The sequence below is a fragment of the Cryobacterium sp. MP_M3 genome (assembly GCF_015752155.1).
GTDB lineage: Bacteria > Actinomycetota > Actinomycetes > Actinomycetales > Microbacteriaceae > Cryobacterium.
The window spans coordinates 185923-204001 of record NZ_JADOVI010000002.1 but is presented as its reverse complement, the minus strand read 5'-3'; the positions used below and the strand labels follow the sequence as shown (position 1 = coordinate 204001).

16 protein-coding genes are annotated in these 18079 nt (G+C 72.7%); 8 read left to right on the top strand and 8 right to left on the bottom strand.

The genetic code is table 11. From position 1 onward, the window contains the following. Positions 1-116: 116 nt before the first annotated feature. The 6 genes from IWX89_RS04080 to nirD form a co-directional block, all read right to left on the bottom strand. Positions 117-800 (bottom strand): maleylpyruvate isomerase N-terminal domain-containing protein, encoded by a 684-nt coding sequence (locus IWX89_RS04080; RefSeq protein ID WP_307836416.1) that lies wholly within the window; start codon positions 798-800, stop codon positions 117-119. Next, complete coding sequence (locus tag IWX89_RS04075; RefSeq protein ID WP_196902300.1) at positions 797-1918, bottom strand: AI-2E family transporter; 1122 nt, start codon at positions 1916-1918, stop codon at positions 797-799. The genes IWX89_RS04080 and IWX89_RS04075 overlap by 4 nt, the downstream gene beginning before the upstream one ends. 109 nt (positions 1919-2027) lie before the next feature. Then, a complete protein-coding gene (locus IWX89_RS04070; protein WP_196902299.1) occupies positions 2028-3695 on the bottom strand; it encodes an FAD-dependent oxidoreductase in 1668 nt (555 codons plus the stop codon). Further along, positions 3688-5787: a molybdopterin oxidoreductase family protein gene (locus IWX89_RS04065; protein ID WP_196902298.1), complete on the bottom strand. Its 2100-nt coding sequence runs from the start codon at positions 5785-5787 to the stop codon at positions 3688-3690. The genes IWX89_RS04070 and IWX89_RS04065 overlap by 8 nt, the downstream gene beginning before the upstream one ends. Before the next feature lie 65 nt (positions 5788-5852). Beyond that, complete coding sequence (locus IWX89_RS04060) at positions 5853-7277, bottom strand: MFS transporter (protein ID WP_196902297.1); 1425 nt, start codon at positions 7275-7277, stop codon at positions 5853-5855. A gap of 70 nt (positions 7278-7347) precedes the next feature. Then, a complete protein-coding gene (gene nirD, locus IWX89_RS04055) occupies positions 7348-7746 on the bottom strand; it encodes a nitrite reductase small subunit NirD (RefSeq protein ID WP_374220482.1) in 399 nt (132 codons plus the stop codon). 231 nt (positions 7747-7977) lie between these two features. Between nirD and nirB the strand changes: the two genes are divergently transcribed. From nirB to IWX89_RS04040, 3 genes are read left to right on the top strand one after another with little or no spacing between them, the layout of a single operon-like run. Beyond that, positions 7978-10665, top strand: coding sequence for a nitrite reductase large subunit NirB (gene nirB / locus IWX89_RS04050; protein WP_196902296.1), 2688 nt, complete (start codon positions 7978-7980; stop codon positions 10663-10665). Between the two features lie 3 nt (positions 10666-10668). Then, positions 10669-11769, top strand: a complete 1101-nt coding sequence (gene cobA, locus IWX89_RS04045) for a uroporphyrinogen-III C-methyltransferase (protein WP_196902295.1) — start codon at positions 10669-10671, stop codon at positions 11767-11769. After that, entirely contained in the window at positions 11762-12946 is a 1185-nt protein-coding gene (locus tag IWX89_RS04040) for a uroporphyrinogen-III synthase (RefSeq protein ID WP_307836414.1), read from the top strand. Before cobA ends, IWX89_RS04040 begins: the two co-directional genes overlap by 8 nt. On the opposite strand, the gene IWX89_RS04035 is transcribed toward IWX89_RS04040, so the two are convergent. After that, a complete protein-coding gene (locus tag IWX89_RS04035) occupies positions 12943-13851 on the bottom strand; it encodes an LLM class flavin-dependent oxidoreductase (RefSeq protein ID WP_196902293.1) in 909 nt (302 codons plus the stop codon). The two genes, IWX89_RS04040 and IWX89_RS04035, sit on opposite strands and share 4 nt — an antisense overlap. Before the next feature lie 107 nt (positions 13852-13958). On the opposite strand from IWX89_RS04035, the gene IWX89_RS04030 reads away from it, so the two are divergent. Further along, positions 13959-14720 carry an SDR family NAD(P)-dependent oxidoreductase gene (locus tag IWX89_RS04030; RefSeq protein WP_196902292.1) on the top strand — a complete coding sequence of 254 codons (762 nt, stop codon included), beginning with the start codon at positions 13959-13961 and terminating at the stop codon, positions 14718-14720. Between the two features lie 10 nt (positions 14721-14730). On the opposite strand, the gene IWX89_RS04025 is transcribed toward IWX89_RS04030, so the two are convergent. After that, entirely contained in the window at positions 14731-14994 is a 264-nt protein-coding gene (locus tag IWX89_RS04025) for a hypothetical protein (protein ID WP_196902291.1), read from the bottom strand. A 146-nt stretch (positions 14995-15140) separates the two neighbouring features. On the opposite strand from IWX89_RS04025, the gene IWX89_RS04020 reads away from it, so the two are divergent. The 4 genes from IWX89_RS04020 to IWX89_RS04005 all read left to right on the top strand — a co-directional run bounded on the left by IWX89_RS04020 (position 15141) and on the right by IWX89_RS04005 (position 18069). Further along, the gene (locus tag IWX89_RS04020; RefSeq protein WP_196902290.1) at positions 15141-16334 is read left to right on the top strand and encodes a M4 family metallopeptidase; all 1194 of its coding nucleotides are present in this window, start codon (positions 15141-15143) and stop codon (positions 16332-16334) included. A 10-nt stretch (positions 16335-16344) separates the two neighbouring features. After that, entirely contained in the window at positions 16345-16701 is a 357-nt protein-coding gene (locus IWX89_RS04015) for a protealysin inhibitor emfourin (protein WP_196902289.1), read from the top strand. 74 nt (positions 16702-16775) lie between these two features. Then, entirely contained in the window at positions 16776-17201 is a 426-nt protein-coding gene (locus tag IWX89_RS04010; protein ID WP_134510321.1) for a pyridoxamine 5'-phosphate oxidase family protein, read from the top strand. Positions 17202-17211: 10 nt separating this feature from the next. Further along, positions 17212-18069, top strand: a complete 858-nt coding sequence (locus tag IWX89_RS04005; RefSeq protein ID WP_196902288.1) for an SDR family NAD(P)-dependent oxidoreductase — start codon at positions 17212-17214, stop codon at positions 18067-18069. Positions 18070-18079 lie beyond the last annotated feature (10 nt).

Here is an 18079-nt window from a genome sequence, read left to right as displayed (position 1 = left end):
CCCCTTTCTCTCACTGCGCGGTGCCCGGGGCCGAATGCCTGGGCTCTCTTGATCCGCGGCCGTCAAACGGCAACCCACCGAGTTTAGCAGAGTCGCGGATGCCCGGTCTCCCCGCGTCAGAGCACCGTGAAGCCGGTCGGCAGCGGGCCGCGGCCGGTGGCGGCGAGCAGCAGTGCCGCGGCCAGCCCCTTCCCGACCGCGAGGTCGGCGAGCAGGTGCAGGCCGGCGGATGCCGCGGCATCCGGAACCGAGGCCGGCCCGCCGAGGGCCGCGGCCAGGTCGCAGGTGTGCACGGTGAGCTCGAAGGTGCGGGTGGGCAGGTAGTCGGCCAGGCGCATGCCACCGACGGGGGTGACGACGAGCTCGTCGGGCGTCGCCGCGTCGATCTGTGCCAGCACCCGGCGGGCGATTGCCGCCACCGCGCGGGCCGGGTCGTCGCCGAGCGCCAGCCCGGCAGCACGCCCGCGCGCGGCCACGGCCGACGGCTCCCCCAGCGAGGCCATCGCGAGGCGGTAATAGTCGACGGGCGAGGCCACCCTCCTGCCGGCAGCCGCAGTGGCACCGGCGCCCGCGCCGAGGTACGCCTCCACGGTCAGCAGCGCCCGGCTGGTGTGCCCGACGAGGTCGCGCACGGTCCAGTCGCCGAGCGCGGGCCGGTCCCACTCCGTGTCGATCGTCGCGGCGGTGGCGACGAACCAGTGCGCGGCGGCGGCGAAGGCGGCGCGGTCCCCGGTCCAGTCCCCTCCCGGGTCACCGGACGGCCCTGTTGCGCGCCCGCCGGTCATACGCCCGCCGGTCACGCGCCCGCCCGCTTCCGGCGGAACGGCAGCGGCGCCCGCCGGGTGAGCGACTCGTCCGGGCCGTCCCACACCTTGACCATGGCCCAGGTGACCGCGACGAACGGGACCGCGAGCACGGCCCCCGCGATCCCGCCGAGGATGGTCCCCGCGGTGAGCGCGACGAGGATCACCAGCGGGTGCAGCCTGAGCGACTGAGCCATCACGAGCGGGTTGAGCAGGTCGCCCTCCAGCTGGTTGACCAGGACCACGATCGCCACCACGATCAGGGCGACGACGGGGCCGTTTGCCACGAGCGCGACGAGGGCGGCGAGGATGCCCGCGATCGTCGCGCCGATCAGCGGCACGAACGCGGTGAGGAACACGATCACCGCCAGCGGCAGCGCCAGGGGCACCTGGAGGATCGCCAGCCCGGCGCCGATGGTGACGCCGTCGAACAGGGCGATGATCGCGGTGCCGCGCACATAGTCGCCGAGCACCTTCGGCGCAATCACGCCGATCCGGCGGGCCCGCTCGAGGCGGGCGCCGGCCAGCGGACGGAGCACGAACGCCCAGATCGCCGGGCCGTCCTTGAGGAAGAAGAACACGATCACCAGGACGAGCAGGACGCCGGTCAGCACCTCGGCGGCGGCGGAGACCCCGGCGATCGCGCCGGTGCCGAACTGGCTGCTGGTCACGAAGCCCACCAGCGCCGCCCGGGCAGCCTCGAACTGGGCGGCGTCGAACGACAACGGCCCCTCGACGAGGAAGCCCTGCAGTTCGTCGAGCCCCTCGGAAGCCGCGGTCGCCAGGGCGGCCCACTGGTTGCGCACCGCGAACACGATCAGGGTGACGATACCGCCGAGCACAAGCACCCCCGCGAGCAGGGTGATCCAGGTGGCGAGGATCGCCGGCACGCCCCGGCGGAGCAGCCAGCCGACGACCGGGCGGAGCGCCGCAGCCAGGATGAGCGACACCAGCAGCGGGATGACCACCAGTTTCACCTGCACGAGCGCGAAAAGCACGATCCAGCCGAGCGCGAGGACCACGATCAGCTGGCCGCAGCGGATGCTCAGCCGGCCGAGCCGGTCGGTGAGCAGGGAGCGGAGCGGGTCCCGGCCGGTGCTGTCGTCTGCTCGCATGCCTCCACCATAATCACCCTCCCGTTCGGTCGCGGTTGAGTTGCGGACAAAGCACCCTCGTGGCGACGATGGAGGTGTTTTCTCCGCAACTCAGCTCGGGCTCCCGCCGCTACGACGTCGCCGGCACCGCGAACCGAGTGAGGACCTCGCCGATCCGGGTCTTGCAGCCGCCGCAACCGGTGCCGGCCCTGGTGGCGGCGCCGATGCAGGCGACCGTCGAGTTGCCGGCGGCGGCCGCATCCTTGATCGCGCCGACGCTGACCCTGTTGCACCAGCACACCGTCGCGTCTGGGGCGAAGGCGTCCCCGCCCGCGCCGGGCACGTCGTCGGGCCCGTCGAAGCGCAGCAGCACCGAGCGGTCGGCGGGCAGTTCGCTGCCGCGCTCGAAAAGCAGGATGAGCTCGGCGGCCGTGCGCGGCATCCCGACGCAGACAAAGCCGGTGAGGATGCCGTCGCGGGTGACCATCTTGACGTAGCGGCCGTGCTCGGGGTCTGCCCACTGCGACACGCTGACCGGGGCGGCCGCGCATCCGCCGGTGTGGGACGGCTCGCTGTCCCACGGGTCCGGTGCGGTGTCGCCGGCCGCGACGACGTCGACGCCCTCGGCCTTGAGCATGACGACCGCGGCGGCCTGGCCGGCACGGCCGCCCGGCCTGGCGCCCGCCCCGAGCTCCGCCGGCGTGTTGTCCGAAGCCGTGCCGGGCGCCTGGCCGGTGAGCCGGGCCGTGAAGTCGGCGGCGAGCCGGTCCGCCTGGCGCCAGCCCGGCCCGATCAGCCCGGCCGGGCCGCCGGCGGGGCGGGCGAGGGAGGCGCCGGGCGCGGGCGGCACCGCGACGTGGGCGCAGTCGCCGATCGCGTGGATGGCCGGGTCGGCCCAGCTCCGGAGCGACTCGTCGACGAGGATGCCCGTGGAGACGGGCAGGCCGGCCAGGTGGGCGAGTTCGGTGCGGGCGCCGGTGCCGCAGGAGAGCACGAGCAGGTCGCCGCCGATCTGCTTGCCGTCGGCGCAGATGAGGGCGTCGAAGCGCGCCGCTCCGTCGTCGTCGACATGGAACAGCACGCTCTCGGCCCGGGAGTGGTTGACCATGCTGACCCCGGCCGCGCGGGCGGCGCGGGCGAGCACGGTGCCGCCGCCGCGGTCGAGGTTGCGGTTCATCGGGATCTCGCCGTGGTAGACGACGCAGACCTCGGCGCCGCCCTTCGCCGCCGCGAGCGCGAGTTCCATCCCGAGCACGCCGGCGCCGAGCACCACGATCCGGCCGCCGGTGCTCACGGCGCCGAGCACGGTGTGCGCGTCGTCCAGGTCGCGGAGCGCGACCACACCGCGGGGAAGAGCCGCGCCTGCCGAGTCGAGGGTCGCGGCATCCGCCGGCGGCGCCATCAGGGTGCGGCGCAGCCGGGTGACGCCGTCGAGGGTGGGCACATTGGCCCGGGCGCCGGTGGCGAGCACGAGCCGGTCCCAGGGCAGTTCGGCGCCCGTGCCGAGGGTGACCGTGCGCCGGGTGCGGCTGATCGCGGTCACACTGGTGCCGGTGCGGATGCTCACCCCGGCGGCGAGCGCGGCCGCGGTGTCGGTGACCTCGAGGGCCTCACGGCCGGCCTGGCCGACGGCGTAGTCGGCGATCAGCACCCGGTTGTACGCGTCGGCGGCCTCCGCACCCACCACGGTGAGGGTGGCGAGGCCGGCGCGCACGACGGGGAGAAGTTCCTCGACGAAACGGGCGCCGACCGGTCCGTAGCCGACGAGCACGATGCGTTCGGGGGCCGGCTCAGCCACGGGTGCCTCGTTCCTCGTCGGCGAGTGCGCGCACCCGCACGGTCGTGCGCTTGAATTCGGGCATCCCCGAGACGGGGTCGGTCGTGTCGGCGGTGAGCCGGTTGGCGCTCTGCTCGCCGGGGAAGTGAAACGGCAGGAACACCGTGTCGTGACGGATGTCCCCGGTCACCTCCGCCCGGCAGCGCACCACCCCGCGGGAGTTCGTCACGTCCACCCAGCCTCCGTCGGCGACGCCGAGCTGGGCCGCGGTGGCCGGGTGCAGCTGCAGCCGCGCCTCCGGCCTGGCCTGGGCCAACTCGGGCACCCGGCGGGTCTGCGCCCCCGACTGGTAGTGCTCGAGCAGGCGACCCGTGATCAGGGTGAGGATGCCGCCCGCCTGGGCGGGGGCATCCGTCGCCCCGGCGCGCACCAAGTGAATCCGGGCCCGGCCGTCGGCGTGCCAGAAGCGCTCCTGGAAGAGCCGCGGCGTGCCGGTGGACCCGGCCGGGTAGGGCCAGTAGGCCGCCTCCCCCGCATCGAGCAGCCCGTAGCTGAGCCCGGAGTAGTCGGCGGGGCCGCCCGCGGAGGCGCGGCACAGTTCGTCGAAGACCTCGGCGGGGTCGGTGCGGAAGGTGGAAGGGGCGCGCAGCCGGCGGGCGAGCTCCCGGAAGATCCAGAGTTCGCTGCGCACCCCGGCCGGGGCGGCCACCGCGGTGCGGCGACGGATGACGCGTCCCTCCAGCGAGGTCATCGTGCCGTCCTCCTCGGCCCACTGGGTGACCGGCAGCACGACGTCGGCGAGCACCGCCGTCTCGGAGAAGAAGAAGTCGCAGACGACGAGGAAGTCGAGGGCGGCGAGGCCGGCGCGCACCCGCTCGGCGTTCGGCGCGGAGACGACGACGTTCGCCCCGTGCACGAGCAGGGTGCGGATGCCGCCGTGTTCGCCCATCGAGGCGAGCAGCTCGACCGCGGGGATGCCGGCCCCGGGGATGCTGTCGGGGTGCACTCCCCAGACGCCGGCGACATGCGCGCGGGCGGCCGGGTCGGTGATCTTGCGGTAACCGGGCAGCTGGTCGCACTTCTGGCCGTGCTCACGGCCGCCCTGACCGTTGCCCTGGCCGGTCAGCGTGCCGTAGCCGGAGTGGCTGGTGCCGACGAGGCCGAGGATGAGACTCAGGTTGATCGCGGCGGTGGCCGTGTCGGTGCCGTCGACGTGTTGCTCGACGCCGCGCCCGGTGAGGATGTAGGTGCCGCCGCCGGCCGCGAGCCGGCGGGCCAGGTCGCGCAGTTGCCGGGCGGGGACGCCGGTCTGCGCCTGCACCCGTTCGGGCCACCACTGGCCGACGCTGCGGCGCAGTTCGTCGAAGCCGACGGTGCGCCGGTCGATGAAGTCCAGGTCGATGAGGTTCTCGGCGATGACGATGTTGATCAGGCCGAGCAGCAGCACGAGGTCGGTGCCGGGCGTCGGCTGCACGTGGCTGCCGGCGCCGTTCTCGGTGAGCCGGGCGGTCGCGGTGCGGCGCGGGTCGACGACGATCAGGCCGCCGGCGGCGCGCGCACCCTCCAGGTGCCCGATGAACGGCGGCATGGTCTGGGCCACATTGGAGCCGAGGATGAGGATGGTGGAGGCGGCGTCGAGGTCCTCGACCGGGAACGGGAGCCCCCGGTCGAGACCGAAGGCCCGGTTGCCGGCCGCCGCGGCCGAGGACATGCAGAACCGGCCGTTGTAGTCGATCCGGGAGGTTCCGAGGGCGAGCCGGGCGAACTTGCCGAGCTGGTAGGCCTTCTCGTTGGTGAGCCCGCCACCGCCGAACACGCCGACCGAGTCGGCGCCGTGCCCGGCCCGGCCGTCGGCCAGCCGCGCCGCGACCAGGTCGAGCGCCTCGTCCCAGGTCGCCGGGGCGAAGCTGCCGTCGGGCTGCCGGAGCATCGGCTCGAGGATGCGCTCGGGTGAGGAGAGCAGCTCGGCGGAGGTCCAGCCCTTCTTGCACAGGCCGCCCCGGTTGGTGGGGAACGCCCGCCCGGCCACCGTGACGCTTCCGGCGTCGCCGGTGAGTGTCATGGCGCACTGCAGTGCGCAGTACGGGCAGTGGGTCGCGGTTTTCGTTGTCACGGGGTCCTCCGGTCGGTGGCGGGGCGGGCGGTGGTCGTGGTGGCGGTGGTCGCGGGTGCGCTTGCTCAGATGCGGTGCCCGGCCACCGAGGAGCCCCGGCGCAGGTAGACGAACGCCGTGACCGCCATCATCACGACGTAGGCGCCGACGAATCCGTAGATCGCACTCGTGTAATCGCCGGTGGTGGTCTTCGAGTAGCCGAGCACCTGCGGGATGATGAACCCGCCGTAGGCGCCGACGGCGGAGATGATGCCGAGGGCGGCGGCAGTCTTGCGCTGGGTGCCGACGTCTCCCGAGTCACGGTGGGCATCCGTCACACCGCTGCGGGCGGCGAACACGCTCGGGATCATCCGGTAGGTGGAGCCGTTGCCGACGCCCCCGGCGACGAAGATGACCAGGAAGGCCGCGAGGAAGGCCCAGAAGTTGCCGAGCGGCAGCGTCCAGATCACCAGGAGCGCGCCGACGGCCATGGTGCCGAAGGCCGCGACGGTGACCAGCGCCCCGCCGAACCGGTCGGCGAGACGGCCGCCGGCCGGCCGGGCCAGGGAGCCGACGAGCGCGCCGAGGAACGCGAGCGAGAGCGACGCGGAGCCGACGGCGAAGGTGGAGAAGGCGGGGAACTGGTCGGCGATGAGCTTGGGGAACACGCTCGCGAAGCCGATGAAGGAGCCGAAGGTGCCGATGTAGAGCACGGCGAGGATCCACAGGTGCGGTTCCCGCACGGCGGCGGCGGAGCCGGCGAAGTCGGCCTTCGCGTTGGAGAGGTTGTCCATGTACTTCCAGGCTCCCCAGATGGCGACGAGGATGAACGGCACCCAGATGAACCCGGCGAACGGCAGGTTGAGGGTGCCGACGGCGCCGAGGGTGATCGCGATCGGCACGCCGAGCTGGGCGATCGCCGCGCCGAGGTTGCCGCCGGCGGCGTTCAGGCCGAGCGCCCAGCCCTTCTGGCTCTGCGGGTAGAAGTAGGTGATGTTGGACATCGAGCTGGCGAAGTTGCCGCCGCCGAACCCGGCGAGCGCCGCCACCAGCAGCATCACGGGGAATGGGGTCTCCGGGTTGCCGACGCAGATGCCGAGCAGGGTGGCGGGGATCAGCAGCAGGGCGGCGGAGATCATGGTCCAGTTGCGCCCGCCGAAGCGGGGCACCAGGAAGGTGTAGGGGAAGCGGAGGGTGGCGCCGACGAGGCTCGGCATCGAGATCAGCCAGAAGATCTGGCCGGTGTCGAAGGTGAAGCCGGCGGCCGGCAGCTGCACCACCACGATGCTCCAGAGCTGCCAGACGACGAAGCCGAGGAACTCCGCGAAGATCGACCACTTGAGGTTGCGGGCGGCGATGGCCCGGCCGCCGCCCTCCCACTGCACGTGGTTCTCAGGGTTCCAGTTGTCGATCCAGCGGCCGGGCCGGTGCCCGAGCGCGTCGTTGGTGGCGTGCGGGGCCGGGACGGTCTGCGCGACGGCGGTCGCGGGGGGTGTGCTGCTGGGGCTCATCAGGTGCTCCTCTGGAGAAAGGGGTAAGGGAAGGGGTAAGCGGGCGGGAAAGGGGAAGTGAACGGGCCGGTCAGCCTGTCCGGCCGGCATCCAGCCGCACCTGCACGAGGCCCGCTTCCACCCGCACCGGGAAGGTGCGGAGCGCGTACTCGGCGGTGGTGAAGCAGTGGCCGGTCTCGAGGTCGTAGACCTGCTTGTGCAGCGGAGAGGCGATCGTGTGCCGGTCGCCCCTCGACCCCACGATGCCGCGGCTCATCACGAAGGAGCCCGTGGCCGGGTCCTCGTTGGTCACCGCGTAGAGGTGGCCGTGCGGCAGCAGCACGAGGGCGAGCTGCTGCCCGTCGATGAGGGCGGCCTCACCCCAGAGCGGTTCGAGCTGCTCGAGGGCGCAGACGCTGGTCCAGGCGCGGGGGTTCGGTGGCACGACGACGGATGCGTCGGGGCGGTCGATCCGGGTGACTGTGGACACGGGGCACCAGACCTTTCTTGGCGTGTGGGGCGTCTCGGGGGTTCGTCGGTGTCCCCACGCTAAACAGCGCGTGTTTCGCCGCCCGGCACCCACCGTGTCGTTTGCGTGAAAAGAACCTCACCGGCCCCGGGCGGCGTTGTGAGGTCGCGGTCACACATTGTTACGTGGGCGCAACGGAGGGGAAACGCGCCGCTTTTAGGCTGGCGGCACCCCAACCCGGAAGGCTCAGCCATGGAAAACGTCAGCAGCACTCCCGCTGAGTCCGGCGCCTCCCGCCGGGTGCTCGTGATCGGCGGCGGCCCGGCCGCGCACCGGTTCGCCGAGGCGATGGCGGCCCGCGGCACCGCGGGGCACAGCGTCACGGTGATCGGCGAAGAGTCGCACCTCCCCTATGACCGGGTCGCCCTGTCCCGCCGGCTGGTCGACTCAGAGGACCTCACCCTGGGCGACCGCGCCATGTGGGGCTCCCCCGGCATCCGTTTCCGCGGCGAGTGCCGGGTGACCGGGCTCGACCCGGCGGCCCGCACCGTGACCCTCGACGGCGGTGAGACCCTCGGCTACGACGAGCTCGTCTTCGCGACCGGCTCCGCCGCCGGCGTCCCGCCGATCCCCAATGCTTCCGCCGGCCACGTCTATCGCACGATCGAGGACGTCGACTTCCTCAGCACCGAGGTGACGCGGCTCGCCGACCGGCTCGGCCGGCCCGCGAACGTCGTCGTCGTCGGCGGCGGGCTGCTCGGCCTCGAGGCCGCGGGCGGCCTGGCCCGGCTCGGCGGGCTCGCCACGATCGTGCACTCCGGCCGCTGGTTGATGAGCGCCCAGCTCGACGAGGGCGCCGGCCAGGCCCTCGGCCGGCTGATCCAGGCCCAGGGCATCGGCCTGGCCCTCGGCAACCGGCCGACCGAGATCCTCACCTCGCCGACCGGCCGCGTGCTCGGCGTCAGCCTCACCGACGGCACCGCCCTGAACGCCGACCTGGTCGTCTTCTCGATCGGGATCACCCCCCGCGACGAGCTCGCCCGCCTGGCCGGGCTCGAACCGGGCCCGCGCGGCGGGATCGCGGTCGGCGAGGACTGTGCATCCTCCGTTCCCGGGATCTGGGCGATCGGCGAGGTGGCCAGCATCGGCGGGGTCTGCGTCGGACTCGTCGCGCCGGCCAACGCCATGGCCGAGGTCGTCGCCGACCGGCTGCACGGCGGCGCGGCGGTGTTCCCCGGCATCGACGACGCCACCAGGCTCAAGTTGTCGGGGGTCGAGGTCGCGAGCTTCGGCGACGCCCTGGCGACCACCCCGCACGCCCTCGAGGTCGTCTACGCCGACCCGGCTCGGGGGCTCTACCAGAAGATCGTCGTCACGAACGATGCGAAGACGCTGCTCGGCGGCATCTTCGTCGGTGACGCCGGGCCGTACACGTCCCTCCGCCCCCTGCTCGGCCGGGAGCTCCCCGCCGAACCCGGCGCCTACCTCTCTGCGGCCGGTGCCGAACCGCCCGCCGGCTCCGACCTGCCCGACGACGTGCAGCTCTGCTCCTGCAACAACGTCTCGGTCGGCGCCGTGCGCGCCGCCATCCGCGGTGACGAGGCGGCCGGCCACAGCGCGGCCTGCACCGAACTCGGGCCGCTCAAGGCCTGCACCCGCGCCGGCACCCAGTGCGGCTCCTGCGTCCCCCTGGTCAAGAAGATCCTCGAGACCGAGCTGACCCGGGCCGGAATCGCGGTCTCCCGCGCGCTCTGCGAGCACATTGCGCAGAGCCGCAGCGAACTGTTCGAGTCGGTGCGCATCCTGCAGCTGACCTCGTTCGAGCAGATCATGGACCGGTTCGGCAGCGGCCTCGGCTGCGACATCTGCAAGCCCGTGATCGCCTCCATCCTGGCCACCCAGACCTCCGGCTACATCCTCGACTCCGGCCGGGGCGCGCTGCAGGACACCAACGACCGGGCGCTCGCGAACATGCAGAAGGACGGCACCTACTCGGTGGTGCCCCGCATCCCCGGCGGCGAGATCACCCCCGCCAGGCTCAAGGTGATCGCCGAGGTCGCCGCGGACTTCAACCTGTACACGAAGATCACCGGCGGGCAGCGGATCGACCTGTTCGGGGCCCGCCTGGAGCAGCTGCCCGAGATCTGGAAAATCCTCGTCGACGCCGGCTTCGAGTCCGGTCAGGCCTACGGGAAGTCACTGCGCACCGTGAAGAGCTGTGTCGGGTCGACGTGGTGCCGGTTCGGCGTGCAGGACTCCGTCGCCATGGCGATCAACCTGGAGCTGCGCTACCGCGGGCTGCGCGCGCCGCACAAGTTCAAGCTCGGGGTGTCCGGCTGCGCCCGCGAGTGCGCCGAGGCCCGCGGCAAGGATGTCGGGATCATCGCGACCGAGCTCGGCTGGAACCTCTACGTGGGCGGCAACGGCGGCTTCCAGCCCGCGCACGCCCAGTTGCTCGCTCAGGACCTCGACGACGACACCCTCATCCGTTACATCGACCGCTACCTGATGTACTACATCCGCACGGGCGACCGACTGCAGCGCACCGCCCGCTGGCAGGAAGACCTCGACGGCGGCCTCGACCACGTGCGCGACGTGGTCGTCAACGACTCCCTCGGCATCGCCGGGGAACTGGAACGCGCGATGCTCGACCACGTCGGCAACTACGAGGACGAGTGGGCGGCCACCCTGAAGGACCCGGAGCGGTTGCGCCGGTTCCGTTCGTTCGTGAACGCACCCGAAACCGGCGACCCTGCCGTCGTGCAGGTGCTGGAGCGCGGCCAGCCCCGTCCGGCCCGGCCCGACGAACGCGCCGCCGCGGCGGCCGGGCCGGTGCTGCTGGCCGGAACGACGATCCCGGTCCGCCCAGCCGACCGCCCGTCCGACCCGGCAGCGGGCCCCGCGGCCGGCCTGCCCCGCACCCAACCGATCGGAGCGTGAACCATGGACATCAACCTCGACCTCGCGGGGCGCCGGGTGCTGGTCTTCGGCGAGGCCCGGCCGGCCAGGCGCGTGCTGGCCCGGTACCTCGCCGCGGGCGCCACCGTCTACCTCGCCACGACCCCGGTCGACGGCCGCACCCCCGACCGGCCGCACCCCCAGGTGCGCCCGGTCGAATACCCGCACTTCCCGCACGGCTGGCGTGACCTCGTCTCCGCCGTCGACCTGGTCGTGCTGGTCGACGTCTCCGCGGCCACCGACGGCATCGTCTCCGACGCCTGCGCCACGGCGCGGGTCTGGCTCTCCCGTGAGCGGGCGGCGGCCGTCGCACCCCTCGGCCGGGTCAGCCTGGTCGGCGGCGGGCCCGGCGATGTCGGCCTGCTCACCCTCGCCGCCAGGCGCGCGCTCCGCGACGCCGACGTGGTCTACCACGACCGCCTCGGCCCGACCGATCGGCTCGCGGACTGGTGCCCCGGCGCCGAACTCGTCGACGTCGGCAAGACCCCCGGCCACCACGCCGTGCCGCAGGCCGAGATCGAACGGATGCTCGTGGCCAGCGCCAGGAACGGCCAGACCGTCGTGCGACTCAAGGGCGGCGACCCGTTCGTCTTCGGTCGCGGCGGTGAGGAGGTCATCGCCTGCCGGGCCGCCGGCATCCCGGTCACCGTCATCCCGGGGGTGAGCAGCGCCATCTCGGTGCCCGCCGCCGCCGGCATCCCGGTCACCCACCGCGACGTGAGCCGCATCTTCACGGTGCTCTCCGGGCACGCCCCGCTCAGCGACGCCGAACTCGCGCACCTGGTCGGCCTCGACGGCACGATCGTGGTGCTGATGGGCATCGGCACCCTGCCGCACCTGGCCGGCGGCCTGGCCCGGCACGGGATGACGGCGGGCATGCCGGTCGCGATCATCGAGCAGGGGTACTCCACCCGGCAGCGCACGACCATCACCAGCCTGCGCGAGGTCGCCACGGTGGCCGGCACGCTCGGCGTCCGGTCGCCGGCTGTGCTGGTGTTCGGCGAGGTCGTACGCTTGGCCCAGCAGGATGACACGGCGGCCGTCGAGCTCATGCGGAGCGCCGCCGAACTCGCCGATCGTGGGTAGCCCGCACCAGCGGGCCGCCCGCCCGAACGATACCGGAGACACCATCAGCGACGTGGGCAGTGACCCGACCCATCCCGGGGTGCGCCCCGACCAGCTCGACGGCTTCCGGATCGCCGTGACGAGCGACCGGCGCTCCGAGGACCTCATCGCCGCGTTCGAACGACGCGGGGCGGAGGTCATCCACGCCCCCGCGATCCGCATCGCCGCCACCGCCGACGAGGCCCGGCTCACCGAGGACACCCGGTTGATCATCGCCGCCCGGCCGGATGTGCTGCTGGCCACGACCTCCTACGGCATCCGTCGCTGGTTCGAGGCGGCGGATGCCGCGGGTCTCGGCCACGACCTCACGACAACCCTCGAGCACTCCCGCATCCTCGTGCGCGGCCCGAAGGCCCGCGGAGCGGTGCGGGCCGCCGGGCTCGACGACTCGGGCATGAGCGACGAGGAGACCACCCGTTCCCTCGTCGACTACGTGCTCCGGGACGACGCGGCCGGCACCACCGTGGCCGTCCAGCTGCACGGCTACACCGACGAGCCGCAGCTCGAACGGTTGCGGGCGGCGGGCGCGAGCGTGCTCACCGTGGCGCCCTACCGCTGGCTGCTGCCGGAGGACTCCGGGCGGGTGCTCAAACTCGTCGACCTGATCTGCACCGGAGCGGTCGACGCGGTCACCTTCACCAGCGCCCCCGCCGTGGAGGCCCTGTTCGGCGCGGCCGACGGGATCGGCCGGCTGGACGACCTGCTGGACGCCCTCAGCGAGAACGTCGTCGCCGCGGCGGTCGGCCCGGTCACCGCCGGCCCGCTCCGGGCCGCCGGGATCGAACCGCTCGTGCCCGACCGGTTCCGGATGGGCGCCCTGATCCGCCAGGTCTGCGACCACCTCGAGCAGGAGCGCGTGTTCCGGCTGGACACCCGGCACGGACCGGTCGAGCTCCGCGGCCGGCTGCTCCGGCTGGGCGGCGCCGAAGCGGTGCTCGCCCCTGGCTCGCTCACCCTGTTGCGCGCCCTGCTCGACCGGCGCGGCTCCGTGATCTCCCGGGCGGAGCTCACCGCGGCCCTGCCCGACATCACCGACGACCACGCCGTCGACGTGGCGATCAGCCGGCTGCGGCAAGCCCTGCCGGTGCCGGGCCTCGTCGCCACGGTGATCAAACGCGGCTACCGCATCGACGTTTAGCCGGTGCGGCGGCGGATGCTGTCGGCAACCTCGTCGAGCACGGCCTCCGACCCGGCGTAGATGCCGTCGGCGCGCGGCCAGTGGCTGATCACGTCCGTGAAGCCCAGCCGGGCCGCACGGTCGACGGCGTCGTCGAACGCCGCGACGCACGCCAGCGAATAGGATCCTCCGCTGTCGAGGTTGAGGTACCGGTCGATCGTGGCCGGGTCGCGCCCCTCGGCGACGGCGGTCTCGTCGAGCCGGGCCGCGAGCCGTTCGACCGAGGCCCACCAGTCGTCGCCGCTGACGCCGTCGGCTCCCGTGGTGACCCAGCCGGCGCCGTGCCGCACGGCCAGGCGCAGCCCCTTCGGCCCGTTGGCCGCGATCACGAACGGGAGCCGGGGCCGCTGGCGGGGCTCGCCGACCATCCGGGCGTTGACGGCGCTGGCCCACTCGCCCGCGAAGCTGATACCCGCGCCGGTGCCGGTGCCGGTGCCGCCGGGCTGTTCGTGCCGGAGCAGCACGTCCAGCGCGTCGACGAATTCCGCGAACCGCTCGTGACGCTGGCGCGGAGAGTACCCGGGCTGGCCGAGCACGGAGGCGTCGAAGCCCGTGCCGCCCGAGCCCACGCCGAGGAGCAGGCGGCCGTCTGCGATGTCGTCGAGGGTGGCGAGTTCCTTCGCGAACGGCACCGGATGCCGGAAGTTCGGTGAGGAGACGAAGGTGCCGAGCCGGATCCGCTCGGTCACGACGGCCGCCGCCGTGAGCGTGGGGATGGTCGCGTGCCACGGCTGGTCGGCCAGGCTGCGCCAGGACAGGTGGTCGTAGGTCCAGGCGTGGTCGAATCCGAGCTGCTCCGCCCGTTCCCATTTGAGCCTGGCGACCCGCCACGGGTCCTGCGGGAGGATGACGATTCCGAAACGCATGCTGCGAGTCTACGGACCGCGGCCGCCGCAGTCTTCTCCGCCGCCGAGGCCGGTGCTATAACTGGGGCGCACGCTCATCGCGGGCGCGCACAGCAAAGGAGCACCAGATGAGCGCCGCAATCTCCGCCGACCGCTTCGCCGGGAAGACCGCCATCGTCACCGGGGCCGGGTCGGGCATCGGGCGAGCGACTGCCGTCCGGCTCGCCCAGGAGGGTGCAACCGTCGTCGCCGCCGACGTCGTCGCCGATCGCCTCAGCGAGCTGGTGGCCGAGTTCCCCGACCTCGGGTTCATCACCGTGGCCGGCGACGTGAGCAGCGAGGAGACGACACAGCGCATTGTCGAGGCCGCGGGGCCCCGGATCGATGTGCTCGCCAACGTGGCCGGCATCATGGACGGATTCCTCCCCCTCGGCGAGGTCGACGACGAGACCTGGGAGCGGGTGTTCCGGGTGAACGTCACCGCGGTGATGCGGCTGACCCGCGCGGTGCTGCCCCGGATGCTCGAGGCCGGCTCAGGCTCGATCGTCAACGTGAGTTCGGAGGCGGGCATCCGGGGCGGCTGCGCCGGAGTGGCCTACACCGCGTCCAAGCACGCGGTGATCGGGCTGACCCGCAACACCTCCGTCATGTATGCCGCGAAAGGCATCCGTTCGAACGCGGTGGCCCCCGGCGGGGTCGCCACCAACATCGAGGCGCCGTTCAAGTCGGCCCTGGCCGGCGAGGCGCTCGGCCCTATCCGGCAATCGATCGTGCCGCCGATCGCGACGGCCGAGCAGCTGGCCGCGGCCATCACCTGGCTGGCCAGCGACGACTCGGCCAACGTCACCGGCACCGTGCTCGCCTCCGACGGCGGCTGGTCCGCGATCTGACCCGGGCCGGTCACGGGTCGGGAACGGCGCCGCTCGCGTCGGGCGTCGACGACAGCCCGGCGCGGTCCTGCCGCGCCCAGCGGCTGCCCAGCGCCGCCGCCGCGACCACTCCGACTCCCGTCGAGGCAAGCCACGGCAGCACGGCCAGGCTCTCGATACAGATCGTGGTGACCGCGACGTAGCCCAACGCGCAGGTGCAGGAGAACGCGTCCCTCGCCGGTGTGGCCCACAGCGCCCTGAACGAGTCCGCAGACAGCGCTTCCCAGATCTTCATGGCATTGCCCCCTGACGACCATCGGGTTGGCCCTCAGCCCGCAACCTAGCCAAGGTGTCCCGTCCCCCGCGCGTCCCAGTCCGAGTGCCCGGACCGATGTGGGCGCACGGGGTGCGCCTGTCACCGGCAGGTGACACACTCGAGCCATGACAGGAAGCGTGCACGCCCCGACCCGATGCGCCATCGTCCCGCCCTACCTGCTGGTGCGGCTCGCCCGGCTCGACGACCCCCGGTTCGCCGCGGCCGCCGAGGCGGCCCGCCAGTCCCTGCTCCGCGACTCCCCGCTTCGCACCCACCGCGAGGTGGCGCATCCGCCGCACCGGCCCGAAGTGCGAGGTGGCGGGCCGGCCCGGGTGCCGGGCCGGATCGACCGCAGCGTGTCGGATGCCGCCGGCCTCGAGCGCCTGCCGGGTCGCCTGGTGCGGTCCGAGGGTCATCCTCCCGTGCCCGACGTCACGGTCCAGGAGGCCTGGGACGGGCTCGGCAGCACGCACGACCTGTTCTGGAGCCGGTTCCACCGGGACTCGGTGGACGGCCGCGGGCTGTCCCTCGACGCCACCGTGCACTACGGGCGCAACTACGACAACGCCTTCTGGGACGGCGAACGCATGGTCTTCGGCGACGGTGACGGCCAGGTCTTCAACCGGTTCACCGCGTCGCTGACGGTGATCGGGCATGAGCTCACCCACGGCGTGACCCAGTTCACCGCGAATCTCACCTACCAAGGCCAGTCCGGCGCCGTCAACGAGTCGATGTCCGACGTGTTCGGCTCGCTCGTCGAGCAGCACGCGCGAGGCCAGTCAACGGCCGAGGCCGGCTGGCTGATCGGCGAGGGACTCTTCACCGACCAGGTGCAGGGTGTCGCCCTGCGGTCGATGAAGGCCCCCGGCACCGCCTACAACGACGACGTGCTCGGCCGGGACCCGCAACCGGACAGCATGGCCGGCTACGTGGAGACCGAAGACGACAACGGCGGGGTGCACCTGAACTCCGGCATCCCGAACCGGGCGTTCTACCTGGTCGCCGAGGCACTCGGCGGCAACGCGTGGGAGGCGCCGGGGCAGATCTGGTACGACACCCTGACCAGCGGCACACTCGGCAGCGCCGTCACCTTCGCCGCCTTCGCCCGGGCCACCGCCCGCGCGGCCGTGAAACGCTTCGGGATCGGATCGGAGCAACACCGGGCGGTCGTGGCCGCCTGGACCACGGTCGGCCTCGGCTCTGGTCTGGCAGCCGGGCTCGGGACCGGCCGACCCGGCGGGACGAAGCTCCCGGAAGCACAGCGCCCTGAAGCACAGCGCCCGGAACAACAGCGCCCGGAACAACAGCGCTCGGAGTAGCATCGGCCGCATGAAGGTCGTCGTTTCGCGGAGCGGAGGCATCGCCGGCATCCGCACCACCTGGGAGGTCGACGTCGACGCGCAGCCCGACGCCGCCGACTGGGCCGAGCTGATCACGGCCTTGCCGTGGGCCGAGGTGAGCGCGCGGGCACCCGAACCGGACCGGTTCGTCTACCGCATCCGGTGTGCACCGAACGAGGTTGTCCTCGCCGAACCACAGGTCTGCGGGCCGTGGAAGGAACTCGTCGACCGGGTGAAGGCGTCCCGGCGGGCCGAATCCGGGCCAGGACCACGGCCGGCCGGGCCCCGTCGTTCCCCTGACTCGCCACTCGGCGGGTTTGGAGCCGACTCCCAGCCTCCCGGATGACCGCCGCCCCGGCTCGGCGGCGGATTGCCGCGCCACATGCTCGCATCCGACCCGATGGCGTGGGAATATGGGGCATGGAAACCAACGACCTGTATCCGGTCCGGCACCTCAGCGAAGACGAATGCTGGGAGCTCCTGATCTCGTCGAGTTTCGGGCGCCTCGCGATGAGCATCTCCGGGGAACCCGACATCTACCCGGTCAACTTCATCGCCTCCGACCGGCGGCTGGTCTTCCGAACGGCCGAGGGCACGAAACTCCTCGAACTCACCGTGAACGACAAGGTCGCCTTCGAGACCGACGGAATCGGCCGCGACGAGGCCTGGAGCGTCGTCGTGCGGGGAAAGGCCCGCGTGCTCGACACCCAGCACGAGATCGAGGCCGCCGACCAGTTGCCGCTGCGGCCCCTCATCCCCACCCTCAAGTACATCTACGTGGAGATCACCCCGCAGGTGATCACCGGGCGGCGCTTCCAGCTCGGCCCGGAGCCCGACCGCTACTAGGCTCGCCGGCATGACGAACTCATCTGACGGACACACGCCGAACATCGTCCTCATCACCGGGACCTCGTCGGGAATCGGGTTGCACGCCGCCATCGCGGCGGCCAGGGCCGGCCACACCGTCGTGGCCACCATGCGCAACCTCGAGGGCTCGCGGGCGCTGCGGGGCGCCGCCGACGCCGCCGGGGTGACCCTCGACATCCGCCGCCTCGATGTGACCGAGGCGCAGTCGGTGACCGAGGTGGTCGCCGAGATCGTCGGCCGCTACGGCCGCCTCGACGCGGTGCTCAACAACGCCGGATCCGGCCACCTGGGCACGATCGAGAACGAGACCATCGACCAGGTCAGGGCCGTGATGGAAGTGAACTTCTTCGGGGTCGTGGCGGTCACCCGGGCCGCGCTCCCCCACCTGCGCACGAGCCACGGCCGGCTGATCACCGTGACCAGCGTCGGCGGCGTCATCGGGCAGCCGTTCAACGAGGCGTACTGCGCCGCGAAGTTCGCCGTGGAGGGATTCATGGAGAGCCTCGCGCCCGTGGCGCGGTCGGCGGGCGTGTCGGTGACCGTGGTCGAGCCCGGCGCCGTCGCGACCTCATTCGTCGCCAACGTCGGCTTCGATCCGGCCGCGCCGGCTGTCGTCGGCGACCCGTACGCGGCGGGCCTCGCCGCCTACCTCGCCCGCGCGGGTTCCTCGTTCGCCTCGGCGCAGTCGGCCGAGAGCGCCGGTTCCGTAGTCGCCGCCCTGCTCGACGGCGATGTCCCGCCGTTCCGGGTGCAGACCTCGGATGCCGCCCGTCAGTTCGTCGGCGTCAAGCTCGCCGACCCCGACGGCTCGGCCGTGCAGCGTCTCACCGGCAGCTGGATCGCCTAGCAGCCCGATC

What these genes read in the sequence shown, in the direction of transcription:
- IWX89_RS04035 (WP_196902293.1), bottom strand. Translation starts at nt 13,851, where the DNA reads ATGCGTTTCGGAATCGTCATCCTCCCGCAGGACCCGTGGCGGGTCGCC.
- IWX89_RS04025 (WP_196902291.1), bottom strand. Translation starts at nt 14,994, where the DNA reads ATGAAGATCTGGGAAGCGCTGTCTGCGGACTCGTTCAGGGCGCTGTGG.
- nirB (WP_196902296.1), top strand. Translation starts at nt 7,978, where the DNA reads ATGGAAAACGTCAGCAGCACTCCCGCTGAGTCCGGCGCCTCCCGCCGG.
- IWX89_RS04030 (WP_196902292.1), top strand. Translation starts at nt 13,959, where the DNA reads ATGAGCGCCGCAATCTCCGCCGACCGCTTCGCCGGGAAGACCGCCATC.
- IWX89_RS04060 (WP_196902297.1), bottom strand. Translation starts at nt 7,277, where the DNA reads ATGAGCCCCAGCAGCACACCCCCCGCGACCGCCGTCGCGCAGACCGTC.
- IWX89_RS04005 (WP_196902288.1), top strand. Translation starts at nt 17,212, where the DNA reads ATGACGAACTCATCTGACGGACACACGCCGAACATCGTCCTCATCACC.
- IWX89_RS04010 (WP_134510321.1), top strand. Translation starts at nt 16,776, where the DNA reads ATGGAAACCAACGACCTGTATCCGGTCCGGCACCTCAGCGAAGACGAA.
- IWX89_RS04075 (WP_196902300.1), bottom strand. Translation starts at nt 1,918, where the DNA reads ATGCGAGCAGACGACAGCACCGGCCGGGACCCGCTCCGCTCCCTGCTC.
- IWX89_RS04020 (WP_196902290.1), top strand. Translation starts at nt 15,141, where the DNA reads ATGACAGGAAGCGTGCACGCCCCGACCCGATGCGCCATCGTCCCGCCC.
- IWX89_RS04015 (WP_196902289.1), top strand. Translation starts at nt 16,345, where the DNA reads ATGAAGGTCGTCGTTTCGCGGAGCGGAGGCATCGCCGGCATCCGCACC.
- cobA (WP_196902295.1), top strand. Translation starts at nt 10,669, where the DNA reads ATGGACATCAACCTCGACCTCGCGGGGCGCCGGGTGCTGGTCTTCGGC.